The 13402-nt window shown below is 60.6% G+C and carries 11 protein-coding genes and 1 tRNA gene; 8 read left to right on the forward strand and 4 right to left on the reverse strand.

The features are described 5' to 3' along the window. Positions 1–10 precede the first annotated feature (10 nt). Genes V8192_RS12280 through V8192_RS12290 form a run of 3 tightly spaced genes read right to left on the reverse strand, consistent with a single transcriptional unit; the run spans position 11 to position 3215 of the window. The gene (locus V8192_RS12280; RefSeq protein WP_341633394.1) at positions 11–361 is read right to left on the reverse strand and encodes a hypothetical protein; all 351 of its coding nucleotides are present in this window, start codon (positions 359–361) and stop codon (positions 11–13) included. Then, positions 361–810 (reverse strand): Cu(I)-responsive transcriptional regulator, encoded by a 450-nt coding sequence (cueR, locus tag V8192_RS12285; RefSeq protein ID WP_341633395.1) that lies wholly within the window; start codon positions 808–810, stop codon positions 361–363. Before cueR ends, V8192_RS12280 begins: the two co-directional genes overlap by 1 nt. Then, a complete protein-coding gene (locus V8192_RS12290; protein ID WP_341633396.1) occupies positions 807–3215 on the reverse strand; it encodes a heavy metal translocating P-type ATPase in 2409 nt (802 codons plus the stop codon). Before V8192_RS12290 ends, cueR begins: the two co-directional genes overlap by 4 nt. Positions 3216–4071: 856 nt before the next feature. Between V8192_RS12290 and V8192_RS12295 the strand changes: the two genes are divergently transcribed. From V8192_RS12295 to V8192_RS12315, 5 genes are all read left to right on the forward strand, one after another. Next, positions 4072–4317, forward strand: a complete 246-nt coding sequence (locus tag V8192_RS12295; protein ID WP_341633397.1) for a hypothetical protein — start codon at positions 4072–4074, stop codon at positions 4315–4317. A 431-nt stretch (positions 4318–4748) separates the two neighbouring features. Next, positions 4749–5462: a hypothetical protein gene (locus V8192_RS12300; RefSeq protein WP_341633398.1), complete on the forward strand. Its 714-nt coding sequence runs from the start codon at positions 4749–4751 to the stop codon at positions 5460–5462. Beyond that, complete coding sequence (locus V8192_RS12305) at positions 5459–7549, forward strand: TnsB C-terminal domain-containing protein (RefSeq protein ID WP_341633399.1); 2091 nt, start codon at positions 5459–5461, stop codon at positions 7547–7549. The genes V8192_RS12300 and V8192_RS12305 overlap by 4 nt, the downstream gene beginning before the upstream one ends. Positions 7550–7593: 44 nt before the next feature. Then, on the forward strand, positions 7594–8499 hold the full coding sequence (locus V8192_RS12310; RefSeq protein ID WP_341633400.1) for a TniB family NTP-binding protein: 906 nt from the start codon (positions 7594–7596) through the stop codon (positions 8497–8499). Between the two features lie 83 nt (positions 8500–8582). Beyond that, a complete protein-coding gene (locus tag V8192_RS12315) occupies positions 8583–10388 on the forward strand; it encodes a hypothetical protein (RefSeq protein WP_341633401.1) in 1806 nt (601 codons plus the stop codon). Positions 10389–10516: 128 nt separating this feature from the next. Here V8192_RS12315 and V8192_RS12320 read toward each other — a convergent pair. Further along, positions 10517–10590 (reverse strand) — tRNA-Cys (locus tag V8192_RS12320). Between the two features lie 149 nt (positions 10591–10739). Between V8192_RS12320 and V8192_RS12325 the strand changes: the two genes are divergently transcribed. From V8192_RS12325 to V8192_RS12335, 3 genes are read left to right on the forward strand one after another with little or no spacing between them, the layout of a single operon-like run. Then, on the forward strand, positions 10740–11390 hold the full coding sequence (locus V8192_RS12325) for a protein-L-isoaspartate O-methyltransferase family protein (protein ID WP_341633402.1): 651 nt from the start codon (positions 10740–10742) through the stop codon (positions 11388–11390). A gap of 9 nt (positions 11391–11399) precedes the next feature. Further along, positions 11400–12944 carry a TolC family outer membrane protein gene (locus tag V8192_RS12330; RefSeq protein WP_341633403.1) on the forward strand — a complete coding sequence of 515 codons (1545 nt, stop codon included), beginning with the start codon at positions 11400–11402 and terminating at the stop codon, positions 12942–12944. Positions 12945–12986: 42 nt separating this feature from the next. Continuing rightward, positions 12987–13382: a DUF2497 domain-containing protein gene (locus tag V8192_RS12335; RefSeq protein WP_341633404.1), complete on the forward strand. Its 396-nt coding sequence runs from the start codon at positions 12987–12989 to the stop codon at positions 13380–13382. The last annotated feature ends 20 nt before the right edge of the window (positions 13383–13402 follow it).

Below are 13402 nucleotides of genomic sequence, written 5' to 3' on the forward strand. Positions count from 1 at the left end.
TGGTTCGATTTCACGCGACTCGAGGCGGCGGGGTGGCGATCTCGCCAAGAAAGCCGTGCCACGAGCTGGGCACGGCGAAATAGGTCGTTTGATGGTGGAGGTCGCCGAGCCGCGCGGGCGCTGACGGCTCGATGGCGACCGCCATGCACATCGCGATGCAGCAGGATTTGACCGGCGCCTTGCCGTCTTCTTTGGCTGGCGGGGATGAACAATGCCCCATTTCCATCATCTGCATGTCGTGATTCATCGTCGCGGCCGATGCGGACGCGGTGCCGGTAACGGCCGACGCGAACAGCACCGCGATCATGATCACGAATGCAAAGAGGGAGCGGCTGCCCATCGAGGTTGGATATGCGCGCATCAGTCGGCTCGTTCAACCGAATGCGCGGGGCGAGGTTCCGCCACAGAACCAGAATCATGCTCGCTTGCTTCGAGGTCATCCAGGATCGGGCAGTCGGGCCTGGCGTCGCCATGACAGTCGGCGGCGAGCCGCTCCAGCGTCCGCCGCATCGCATCGAGCTCGCGCGCCTTCCGCTTGAGTTCGGCAGCGCGGGTGAGCGCCAGCGCTTTCACATCCGCGCTCGAGCGGCTGCGGTCCTGCCATAAAGCAAGCAATTGTCCGATCTCGTCGATCCGGAAGCCGAGATCGCGCGCTCGCCCGATAAAGCTCAGGCTGTGCACGTCGCGCTCGTCATAATCGCGATAGCCCGAGTCCCGCCGCGCCGCCGGCGCGATCAGCCCGATCTTCTCATAATGCCGGATCATCCGCTCGCTGATGCCCGAGGCCGCCGAGGCTTCGCCGATCTTCATAGCTTGAGGTTCCTCAACCGAAGCGAATTGCCGATGACCGTGACCGAACTGACCGACATCGCGGCGCCCGCGATGATCGGGCTCAGGAGCAAGTTGAACCAGGGATAAAGGACGCCGGCGGCGATCGGGACCCCGGCCGCGTTGAACACGAACGCGAAGAACAGATTCTGGCGGATGTTGCGCATCACCGCCCGGCTCAGGTGCCGCGCCCGGACGATCCCGCCGAGGTCGCCTTTGACCAAAGTGATCGCGGCGCTTTCCATGGCGACGTCGGTGCCGGTGCCCATGGCGATCCCGACATCGGCCGCGGCGAGGGCGGGCGCGTCGTTGATGCCGTCGCCGGCCATGGCGACGCGGCGCCCCGCCTTGCGCAGCGCGTCAACCTTCGCTTGTTTCTGATCGGGCAGCACGCCGGCCATGATCTCGTCGATCCCGACTTTGGCCGCGACCGCCAAAGCGGTCCGCCGATTGTCGCCGGTTAGCATGACGACCTGAACGCCGTCGCGCCGGAGTTCGGCGACGGCTGCGGCCGCGCTCTCCTTGACCGGGTCCGCGACGATCAGGAGGCCGGCGAGCTTGGCGTCGATGGCGACGAACATGACGCCCGCGCCCTGGCTGCGGTAGCCGTCGGCCTTGGCCTCGAGCGCGGAAAACTCGACCTCAGCGTCCTTCATCAGTGCCGCATTGCCGAGCGCGACCGCTCGGCCCTCGACCGCGCCGGTGACACCTTTGCCGGTTTGGGACTGAAAGTCCTTGCTCGCCGGGATGGTGAGGCCGCGTTGCTCGGCCCCCTCGACGATCGCTTCAGCGAGCGGATGCTCGCTGCCGCGCTCCAGCGCCGCGGCGAGGCGCAGCACGTCGGCTTCATTGAAACCATCGGCTGGCTCTACCGCCACCAGCTTGGGTTTGCCGAGCGTCAGCGTGCCGGTCTTGTCCACCACCAACGTGTCGATTTTCTCGATCAGCTCGAGCGCCTCGGCGTTCTTGATCAGCACGCCGGCCTGGGCGCCTCGGCCGGTGCCGACCATGATCGACATCGGCGTCGCCAGCCCCAAAGCGCACGGGCAGGCGATGATCAGCACCGCGATCGCGTTGACGATCGCGTGGCTCAGCGGCGGTGCAGGGCCGAACAGGCTCCAGACAACGAAAGACGCCAAGGAAACCAGGACCACCGAGGGCACGAACCAGCCCGAGACCTTGTCGGCGAGCTTCTGGATCGGCGCGCGCGACCGCTGGGCCGCGGCGACCATGCGCACGATCTGCGACAGCATCGTGTCCTTGCCGACGCGCTCCGCGCGCATCAGCAGGCTTCCGGTGCCGTTGACGGTGGCGCCCGTGACCTTGTCGCCGGGTCCTTTTTCGACGGGCACCGGCTCGCCGCTGATCATCGATTCATCGACCGAGCTCCGGCCTTCCTCGACGACGCCGTCGACCGGCACTTTCTCGCCCGGCCGCACGCGCAAAAGGGCGCCGACATGGACTTCATTGAGTGGCACATCCTGTTCGCTGCCGTCGGCATTCACCAGGCGTGCGGTTTTGGGCGCGAGGCCGAGCAAGGCCCGGATTGCCTTGCCGGTCGCCGAGCGCGCGCGCAGCTCCAGCACCTGGCCGAGCAGCACCAAGGTGGTGATCACCGCCGCCGCCTCGAAATAGACCGGCACCATGCCGTCCATCGTGCGCAGCGATGCCGGGAACAGCTGCGGCGCGAGCGCGGCGACGAGGCTGTAGGAATAAGCCGCACCGACGCCGAGACCGATCAGCGTGAACATGTTGAGGTTGCGGGTCTTGAGGCTCGCCCAGAAGCGGTCGAAGAACGGCCAGCCGCCCCACAGCACGACCGGCGTCGCGAGCGCGAGCTGCAGCCAGACCGAGGCGCGCATCGGCAGCGGCTGCCAGGCGAACAGGTCCGCGCCAAAGGTCAGGATGACGAGCGGCAGGGACAAGGCCGCGCTAGCCCAGAAGCGGCGGCTCATGTCGATCAGCTCGGGGTTGGGCGCTTCGTCGACCGTCGGCTCGAGCGGCTCAAGCGCCATGCCGCAGATCGGGCACTGGCCGGGCCCGTCGCGGCGAATCTCGGGATGCATCGGGCAGGTCCAGATCGTGCCTTCAGCGGCTTGAGGGAGCGCCCCCATCGCAGGATGGGTCACCGCCGGATCGTGCTCGGACGGATTGAGGTAGTGATTGGGGTCCGCTTTGAATTTCTCAAGGCACCGCGCGCTACAGAAATAATAAGGCGTGCCGCCAAGCTCGTAGCGATGCGTCGCGGTCCGGGTGTCGACCTTCATCCCGCAGACGGGGTCGGTCACGACCGTTCCGTGCTGGTCTGCGCGGGAAGGACCGTGATGTGCGTGCGCATGGCCGTGGCACTCGGCTGCGGTCGTTTCAGCTTCTGGGCGACTCGTCATGGGAATGACTTCTGCACCTTGACACTATGTCATGGTCAAGACGTGACACGCTTCCGTTTCGAAACGTCCGCTTTCCGGCCAGCAGGCACCATCCCCTTATGTCTGCTTCCGACAACTATTACCAAGACTGTGGGCGACATGACGTGGCGCCTCCTACAGGACTCGAACCCGTACGAGACCGTGATCCGCAGAAACGGCTGCTTTCAGGTAAGTTCGTGAAGGTCCTGGAATGGCTGAGAAGGGCGCAAAGCAGGCGCTTAATCCACCTTTGGGAGTCGCAAACGCACTCGAACGCGGACTATCGGCGTCTGGACCGTGGAGGCGCGGGCGTCGGGCAGCTGAATCTGACGCCCGGACCTTTCTCGCCGGCTTCGATAAACTCCACGCCTGCTTCTTCGAAAGTCCCCCGAAGAAGCAGCATATTTTTGACGGTGATAGGCGGGGCGTCGTTTGTAGCCTCGGCGCGCCTGATTGTGTTGATCGCGAGGTCAGCTCGATCGGCCAGCTCGGCTACAGACCAATTTAGCAGCCCTCTCGCCGCTCGCAGCTGACCACCAGTAATCACGTTCGGCGATGACCGACGATTTGCATTTTAGCACCAATATATTGCATGATAGCGCCCACGAGTCGTTCGGAGTGCTCCCATGCTTAAACCTAATTTTCCGGTGCCCAAGTGCCCGATTCATGGTCGGGCAATCAAGCGTGATAGTTGCGCAGCGTGCAACGTGGCCCACATGCACAAATATACCGATTTGTACGCCAGCGAGCTCAGATGGCTCGAGGATCACCGGCAAGTTTCGACCGATAAGCAGTTCGGCGCCACGATTGGCAGTGCGATCGCTTATCCACCCTCGAGATGGATGACTGGCTGCTGGCAGCGGCGGAGGGTCGCGTAATGGCGCGCTTCAAGTTCGCTCTCGTCGGGACGCCCCAGATGCCGGTTTTGGACCTGCCCGAGCGGGACTTAGGCGAGCTGCACCACGCGATTGGCAGTGCTCGTTTCATCGGGGGTCGCATGGTGGAAATCGGCGGTGCCGCGGTCGACAGCATCGTCCTCATTCCCGTCGCACGGATCCAAATGATCATGGAGTTCTCAGAATGAGCTCTTGAACGACGTAAAGTACCCCCATCGTTGTCTCTTACGTAGACCAATAAACATTCAGTAATCACTTGGAGTTCGCTTACGACGGCCGACGTATGTTATTTAAAATAACTAATGCACATTGATCAACGAATGCATCTCGAAATGGAGATAGCGCGACAATCTGCCTCTGTCGTTGATTTAATCGTAACACTTCCTGTTGACACGTCTCGAGATTTAAGGGAATGAGGCGCTCGGAGACGAACCACTTGGCGTGAGTTGTCGCGGTATCTTCACCGCGGCGGCCTTCGCTCTTTGGGGAGTTTTCGTTGTGTCGAACAATATTGCCGCCTGGGCGAAGCTGCGTAAGCTTCACGGTTGTCGCCGAGGCCAAGCAGCATTCGGGACTACCTGGACTTCGCGCACGATCCGTGCCGCTGATGAGTCCGGCAATGACTGACTCAGTCATCACTCTATCGTTGGTAGTTCCAGACTCCCGATTTCAGGGCGTCAGGATCGCGCGTCGGTCAGATGGCCGACATATTCGATTGACGAATGGGCGTCGTCATCGCGCCGTCGGCCGATATGCGAGCATCAAGATGGGGAGCACGATTCCGTGGGAGTCGCGCCTGGAACTTCATGACCTTTACCGCGCCGAGGTTGATCCGGCGATAGTGTCGTACGCAGTTCAGCCCGAAACCTTGCAATGGGAATACGTTGGGAAGAGGCACCGGTACACTCCAGACCGTCTCGATTTGATGTTCGATGGAAGCACGCGTGTGGTCGAGATCAAGGATCGGTTCGATCCCTGCCAGGACGCCGAATACACCGACAAGCTGGATCAGGCGGCGCATATCTACGCCGCGCTCGGACGGGCATTCGAAGTGCGTGAGCGGTCTCAGATCAACGTCGAGCCTGACTTCTCCGCTATCGAAGAAATCCAAGCTTATCGGCGCTCGGTAGTCACCGTCGCGGATGTTAAGCTCATACGCACGCTGCTCCGGAACGGGCGGCTGTCTCTACGCGACGTTCTCGAAGGTCTTGAGCGGCCTAATCCTCGACCTGTCTTATTCGCGATGATGGTTCGCAGGATCGTTGCCATCGATCTGGCTCAGGGTTTACGCGGAGATGCGACGGTCTCACTGGTTGATCGGCCATGCGAATGAAGGGCTGGCCAAGCCTTGAGGCAGGTGAGCTTGTCACGCTCGATGGACAACACTTGCGGTTCGATGGTTTCGTCCCGCCGGTCACGGCCCGTTCTGACGGAACGGATGACCTGCAATTTCTCGACGCTCGAAACCGGCGCGCACACAATTTTACTCTCGGTGAGTTTCTGTTGGCTTATTCCGAAGGGAGAGTCCTTCTCCATCGTTCACCGAAAAAGCCCGGAGATGTCGTCGGTGACGATGAGAGCCCTACCAAGCAAATTGCTCGACGGTGGCGACTATTCTGGACGCAGACATTCGACGATGCTCCGGTGCCGAAGTCCACAGCTAAGTTGCAGAGCTTTATCCAGGCGAATCAGTCTAAGCAGCCGGACCCAATCGATCCGCCCAGCCCACACACGCTTCGCCGCTGGTTGCGCGAACGCGGGCAGAACGGTGACCGACGGCCGAGGCAGATGGGTAATCGGCTGCGGCTCAAGCGGGGGCGCCAGGCTGTCCACGAGTTTGTGCGGGGTGCGTACGAAGCGGCCTCGATCAAATATTGGTCCAACTACAAAGTTACCTTTCGGGATGTGCAGATCGAGGTTCGTGCAGCGGTCTTCGCCGAAAATAACCGACGTAAGAGAGACGATCTACCTCTTCTGAGGGTGCCAGGTCGGACAACGCTTTGGCGGTGGCTTCGCGAGGAGCGGACTTACGATAACATTACAACGCGGCAAGGTCGCCATGTCGCGGACCGCTTGTTCAAGAGCGTCCGGAATTCGCTCGGCGCAAAGCGGATCCTGGACGTGGCGATCATCGATCACAAGCGCATGGACGTGCACATCTGTGACGAAACCCGCAAGTTCACGATCGGACGACCTTGGTTGGCCGTGTTGATCGACGTGAAGTCGCGAATGGTGCTTGGCTATTCGCTCTCGTTTGAAGACCCTAGTGTCCTATCCGCCATGGCCTGTGTTCGTGCAGCCATGCGAGGTATGCCCCATCTCAAGCGGCGCTTCCCGACAGTCGACGGCGAATGGGAAGCCTTCGGCGTTCCAAGAACGATTCTAGCCGATAATGCATGGGAGAACACTGGTTCGTCATTCGTGGACGCGTGTGCCGATAATGGTATCTCGATTGAATGGGCGCCAGTGAGACGGCCGGAATACAAGGGCATTCTCGAGCGATTTTTCGGCCGCCTAGATGATCAGCTTGCGCATAAGCTGCCTGGCGCAGTTGTAGATCACCCGTACGCTCTCGCTCAGCGTCGAATCGACCCACAGTCAGATGCGGGGCTCACACTTCACGAGCTGAATGAATTGCTCCTCCGCTATTTGGTCGACATCTACCCGCAGGATTTCCACACCGGCATAAACGACAGTCCGCTTCGACTTTGGCGTGAGAGTGCCTCGAAGCATGGCATTGAGCTTGCGCATGATCTTGCCGCTGTCGAACACGCAATGGCTAAGCTCGTCCGGAACCGCACGCTAAATCATGAAGGCGTTAAGTTCCTGAATCTCACTTATCGATCGGCAGCCGTCGACGGACTCTTAGCGGACTTGCTCCCCTTGCAAGCCGCAGATGTGCGTCAAGGCTCGGCCAGGGTTAAGATCAAATATCACCCTGAGGACCTGTCCCGCATTTTCGTTTGGAATGAGGCTCGCAACGACTACGTCACATTGCCCTGCACGAATGAGAAATATGCTCAAGGACTCAGCGAGCGCGTACACGAAGAGCTGCAGCGACAAGTTCGTAGGGCGGCGCAAACCTTAGTCGACGAAGAAGAACTCATTCTCAAGAAAGCATCGCTATTAAAAAGCATCCAGGACGCATACGATCGCATGCCGATAAAGGAGCGTCGCCGTCGCGCTCGAATGCTGAATGACGACGTCAGTGAGCCGGCTCGGACGTCAATCAAGATTGACGCCGTCAGTAGCAGGTCGGGCGGCGATCGACCCGAGAAGGCCCCAGTAAGGTCTCGCAAATCGAAATCATCGGCCAAATCGGACCAGAATGAGCAGATCGAGGAGCTGGTCTACTATGATCCCTTCGCCGATCGCGATCGCGAGGCGGCGATCGAGCGGTCGTTGGCTCGACTGACGTGACCGTCCAAGCAGCCATACCGTCACCGGCTAAACGGCGGGCGCTGATGGACAGCATTGTGATCGATAATCCGCGGGCGCGAGCCGCCCATGCAACGTTCGATTTCCTGGTTGAATTGAGCGGACACCGGCCCGGGGAGCCAAAGCGATGCGCCAGCCTGATCGCGCCAGCCCAGACTGGTAAGACTACAATCATCGACAGTTACGTCGGCGCATTGAACACGCCCGATGCTTTGATGAGCGGAGACATTCCGGCCTTGAAGGTAACGCTTCGTGCCAACATCACTCGAAGGCAATTCGCTCAGGACATTCTGGAGGCATTCGAAGCCTTTGGCTGTAATGCGCTCGTTGAGACCGGCACTGAGATTCAAATGTTGCGGAGGGCCATCAGCTATCTCGCAGCAAGGCGCGTTCAGATCCTATTTCTGGATGAGTTTCATCACCTCGTGCACAGTGACAATCGAAAAGTTGTCGTATCGGTAAGCGAAACGGTCAAGCACCTGTTGATTACTGGAAGCTGCCCGATTGTCGTAGCGGGGCTGGACGAAGCTCGGCGACCATTTGACGCCAACACGCAGCTTGCGCACCGGGCGGAGGCGCATCTGGACCTGAGCCCTTTAGATCCGATGTCCAAGAGCGACATCGATCTCTTTTTCAATTTCTTGACAGACTATCTGATCAAAACCGAGCAGGTGGGTGCAGCGGAGCATATTAGAACGATCCTTAACGGCGACGGTCCGGCTTGCATTCTGGAGGTGTCGCAAGGCGTCTTGGGCGCCGCGTGTAACCTGGTGAAGGAGGCTGTCCATGTTGCGGCCGGCGAGAGCCGACTGAATGTTTCTCGTAATGATTTCACGGTTGCCGCGGACCGAGCAGTTCGTAATCGACTTTACATCAGGAATCCGTTCCGAGAGGGGTGCGCGCCGATAAAGCGCAAGAAGTTGGCCGCATGATACGGCCCCTTTGCGCTTCGATAACACCGTTTGAGGACGAAAGTCTGATTTCCCTGATCGGGCGAGCAGCGGTCGTTAATGAGATGACTTCCCTGGGCAAGCTGCTTCAATTCGCGGACGTCGCAGCTAAGAATCCCGCATTCACGGCTTTTACCCAGCGAAGCGCCAGTGGAAACATCGCGTCCTTACTAGGTCTCGACAAGTCAGCCATCGAACGACGTATGCATCCTCGTATCGAGGAGCTCGACTCCCCAATAGTAGACTGGTTCGGTACCCCACTCGAGCGGCGGTTCATTGAAGTGAAGGGTCGTCGATATTCTCCGTCCGGACTCTTGGACGGCGCATATGGCCGTTCATTATGGATGATCAAACCACTGCATTACTGTCCTCTATCTCTTGATCTACTGTGTCATTGCTGTCCATCATGTAAGAAAACTTTGGGTTGGGTGCGAACACATGGTTTGGCTCGTTGCGAGAGTTGCCGAGCCACACTGGACACGGACTCCGTAAAGCTTGACCCGGCGCTTGCGGCAGAAGCTGTTCAGATAGGCAACTTACTTCACCGCACATCCGCAGTGAGAGACGCGGAACTTATTCAGCTTCCCCAGCCTTTCGATAGCTGGAAGGCTGGAGAAGTCTTTGCAGCTGTCGTGGATCTCGGAGTGATAGCTGCGAATCCATTAAGCGCGCACAATCATCCCTTAGGCAAACAGACTGCGTCGGGCGACTTCACGGCGCTCGGCCCTAACGGCATTTTTCTGGGATGGCGAATGGTGCAAGGTTGGCCTGCACCGCTAGTCTCCGTTGTCGAAACAATTCTCTCGGCTAATTTCGGGAAAGGAGGCGAAAATTTTGCGTCACTAGGTCCGCTCGCCCGTCACCTGAACCCTGCAGCACGTCCTACAAAGTTGCGAAATTTGCTTCGGGCGACGATCCCTCTGGTGGACTCGCGTCTCAGCAACTTCAACCGGGCGGGCGTCCGTCTTGAGAAGCGCAGCGCATTAGCAGATGCGATGACGACGTCGGAGGCAATCAAATTGCTAGGAGTAAGTTGGTCGACGATGCGTCGACTCAAACACCGCGGTAAGCGCGTCGCGGCATATGCCCAGCCAAAAAGCTCCGTTCGGCTCTTCGATCGCGAGTTGATTCAGAACATGATCAAGTTACGCGCGACCTCGCTCGAATATGGGCAGGCCGCAGAATGCCTTGGAGTTCCGGTGCACGTCATACCGTATCTCCGGGATCGAGGTTTACTGTCTCCGGTCAAAGGCAATGACGTCTTAGTCCTTGCCGGCACCCAGGAATTGATCAGTCGAGACTCTATCGATGAACTTTTGAAAGGTGTTCTGCGCGTTTCGATATCGAATAGAAACGTGGAAACTATTTCGTTGGAGCGAGGTCTACGGCATCAACTAAATCCTTCCGTTTGGATCGGCGTGATCGAGCAGATGCTTTCCGGGAAGTTGCTCGCTTTTCGGGTTGATGTCGGGGAGCCGCTTGCCAAGGCCGTCCACGTCGACGCTTTGCAGCTTCGTCGGCTAATTGCTGACCTGGATGTCCGACCGAACGTCGACAGAAGCGTCCAACTCTCTGAGGCAAGCCCGCTTATGCGGGTAAGCTATCCGGTCCTATCAAAGGCGGCTGCACTCGGAATGGTTAAGAGACTAGGCGGGGGGCTGTCACTATGGTCATTATTGGACTTTCAATCACGCTATGTTTTCCCCGCGGAAGTTGCTGATAGGTATTCGGGCGGCTGCCGCGTTTTTTGCAACACGATGCGAGCGGGGGGAGCGAAATCTGCCAAGCTTTGTCGCGTCAATTTGTGGGAGAGGAGGGACGTTGCGCGTATCTTCCCAGAGTCATTCAAAGCGGAATATCGAGCGAGTTGAGTCAGACTCTGCGGAATTTGGAGTCCCTCTCCTCAACGCATGATGATCGACAAGTCGCGCATTTCTGGACCAATTTGGCCGATGCTCGGAGTCAGCGAAGATGGAACGCGACAGGAACTGAGGGAAAGTGGAGGCCCGAGCCGGAATCGAACCGGCGTGCAAGGATTTGCAGTCCTCTGCGTAACCACTCCGCCATCGGGCCGGGAGAGTGGCACGCGCTTTGGCGCGGAGCGACGCCCGGGGTCAACCCCGGTTCGTCGATTGGTCGTTCGATGAATGACGGTTGGCGCGAACGGTGTCGGCGGATATGGACGGCTTGAACAACAGGTGTATTACTGGCATATAACAGCGATGACGGTGCAAAGACCTATCCCCGACTTTTCCGCAGCCCGCGAAGCGATGGTCGAAAACCAGCTTCGGCCCTCGGGCGTCACGGATCCCGCCGTGCTCGATGTCATGGGCCGGGTTCGCCGCGAGAATTTCCTGCCGAGCCACACGCGTCCGCTCGCCTACGTCGATCGTGCAGTGGCAATCGGCGCCGGCCGTTTCCTTGTCGCCCCGGCCGTCCTTGGCCAGCTCCTGACTGAGATGCAGCCAGAGCCCGGCCAGCGCGCGCTGGTGGTTGGCGCGGGTACGGGTTACTCGGCCGCGGTTCTTCGCGACATGGGCCTTGAGGTGGTTGCGATCGAAAGCAGCCCGGAACTTGCAGGGGCTGCGCGTGAGCAAGGCGTCGAGGTCATCGAGGCACCGCTCGAAGACGGTCATGCTGCCGGCGCGCCCTACGATCTCATCCTGATCGACGGTGCCGTCGAATTTCTTCCCGATCCGATCATCGACCAGCTGGCTGACGGCGGACGCCTCGGCGCGGCATTGGTTGACCGCGGCATCACCCGGCTCGTTGTCGGGCGCAAGGTGGGCGCCGCATTCGGAATCTTGTCAATCGGCGATGCGGGAGTTCCGGCCTTGCCGGGCTTCAGCCGCCGGAAAGCTTTTATTTTCTAGGGGGAACGGGTGTTTCGAAAGCTCATTTCCGGATCGCTCGTTGCTGCGCTGATGGCCGGCACGGCCTCGGCCGACACGCTGCGTGAAGCGCTTGTCTCGGCGTATAACAGCAACCCGACGCTGACTGGGCAGCGCGAGACCTTGCGCGCGACCGACGCGACGGTCGCGATCGCCAAGGCCGCGGGACGCCCCCAGGTCAGCGCCACCGTCGGCCTCAACCGGACCCTGACGCAGTCCGGACTCCTCATCAACGGCGGCAAGGGTCCCACTGTTTCCGCAGGAGTTGACCTCAGCGTCCCCCTGTTCACGGGCGGGTCTGTGAAGAACTCCGTTCGGGCCGCTGAAACCCGCGTCCAGGCGGGGCGGGCAACGCTCCAGGCCGTCGAAGGCGACGTGTTCACGCAGGCCGTCACAGCCTACATGGACGTCATCCGCGACCGGGCGATCGTCGAGCTCAACCAGAACAACGTCAGGGTCCTCGAGACAAATCTCCAGGCGACACAGGACCGGTTCCAGATCGGTGATCTCACCCGCACCGACGTTGCCCAGTCGGAAGCCCGCCTGCAGCTCGGGCGCTCGCAGCTCGCGACCGCGCAGGGCCAGCTGACGGGCAGCGAGGCGACCTACAGGCAGATCGTCGGGCACGCGCCCGGCGTCCTTGCCCCGCCGCCGCCGCTGCCGCCGCTTCCGGCGACGGCGGACGAGGCAGTTCGCATCGCGCTCACCGACAATCCCGACCTCGTCTCGGTCAGCCGCCAGGCAATCGCTGCCGGCTATGACGTCAACGTAGCCCGGGCGAGCCGCCTCCCGACGCTCTCGGCGGTTGGAAGCGAAACCTACGTAAACAACCTCGCCGGCAACAACGCATTCGGAAACAGGGGCAACGCGACCGCGGTGGGCCTCAGTGCACGAGTTCCGATATTCCAGGGCGGCTTGCCTGCCGCGCGGATCCGTCAGGCCCAGGCGCAGCAAGGACAGGTCCTCGAGCAGGTGGTCGGGACCGAGCGGGCCGTCATCCAGGCGACGCGCGCGGCATTTGCTTCCTATACGGCTGCCCAGAGGGCGATCCAGGCTGAGACTGTCGCGGTCCAGGCCGACGAGCTTGCGCTCGAGGGCAACCGCGCCGAGCAGAGCGTCGGCACGCGCACCATCATCGAAGTCCTGAACGCCGAGCAGGAACTGTTGAACGCACAGGTCGCGCTCGTGAGCGCCAAGCGCGACGCTTATGTCGCGGGTTTCCAGCTCTTGAACGCAATGGGCCAGGCGCAGGCGCAGGCGCTCGGCCTCGATGGCGGACCGCTCTATGATCCGCTCGGCAATTACCGGCACGTCGCGAACAACTGGAGCGACTGGGCCAACGATCCGCGTCATCCGACCATTGCAACGCGCACGGTAAGCCCCGAAGAACTGCCACCCAACCCGATCGTGACGCCGCAGATAGACAACGCGCGGATCGATGCTTCGCCGCCGGTCATCGCCATCCCGGCGAGCACGACGACGACCACGACCACGACGACGACCTCCACGCCGAGCGTGACTCCGCGCCCACATTAAATATACACCGGGCTTATGCAGTCCGCCGGTCGCGAACCATCGATGGAAGACATCCTCGCGTCGATCAAGAAAGTGATCGCCGAGGAGAAGGAGCTTCGTACCACTGTTCATCCCTCGGACTCCGGCGAGGATGAGCCGCTTCCGGAGGACACGCCCGACGAGGACGTGCTGGAGCTTGACCAGCCGCTTGCGCCCCCGATGGACCTTGGTCCGCCGCTCATCGACGAACATGCGGCAGGCAAGAGCCGGCAGGCGCTCGAACAGCTGCAGACCGTCGCTGCGACGGTGCCGCCCACGCCGGCTGGCAACCCGCTTGAAGAGATCATCCGCGAAATGCTCCGGCCGATGCTGAAGCAATGGCTCGACGAGCATCTCCCGCAGATGGTCGACGAGCATGTGAAGCGCGAAATCTCGCGGATCACGGGTCGCCCACTCTAGTTCTTGCCAGCCGCCGCTGG

Origin of the sequence: Sphingomonas agri (assembly GCF_038148795.1) — a bacterium.
Taxonomy (GTDB): Bacteria; Pseudomonadota; Alphaproteobacteria; order Sphingomonadales; family Sphingomonadaceae; genus Sphingomicrobium; species Sphingomicrobium agri.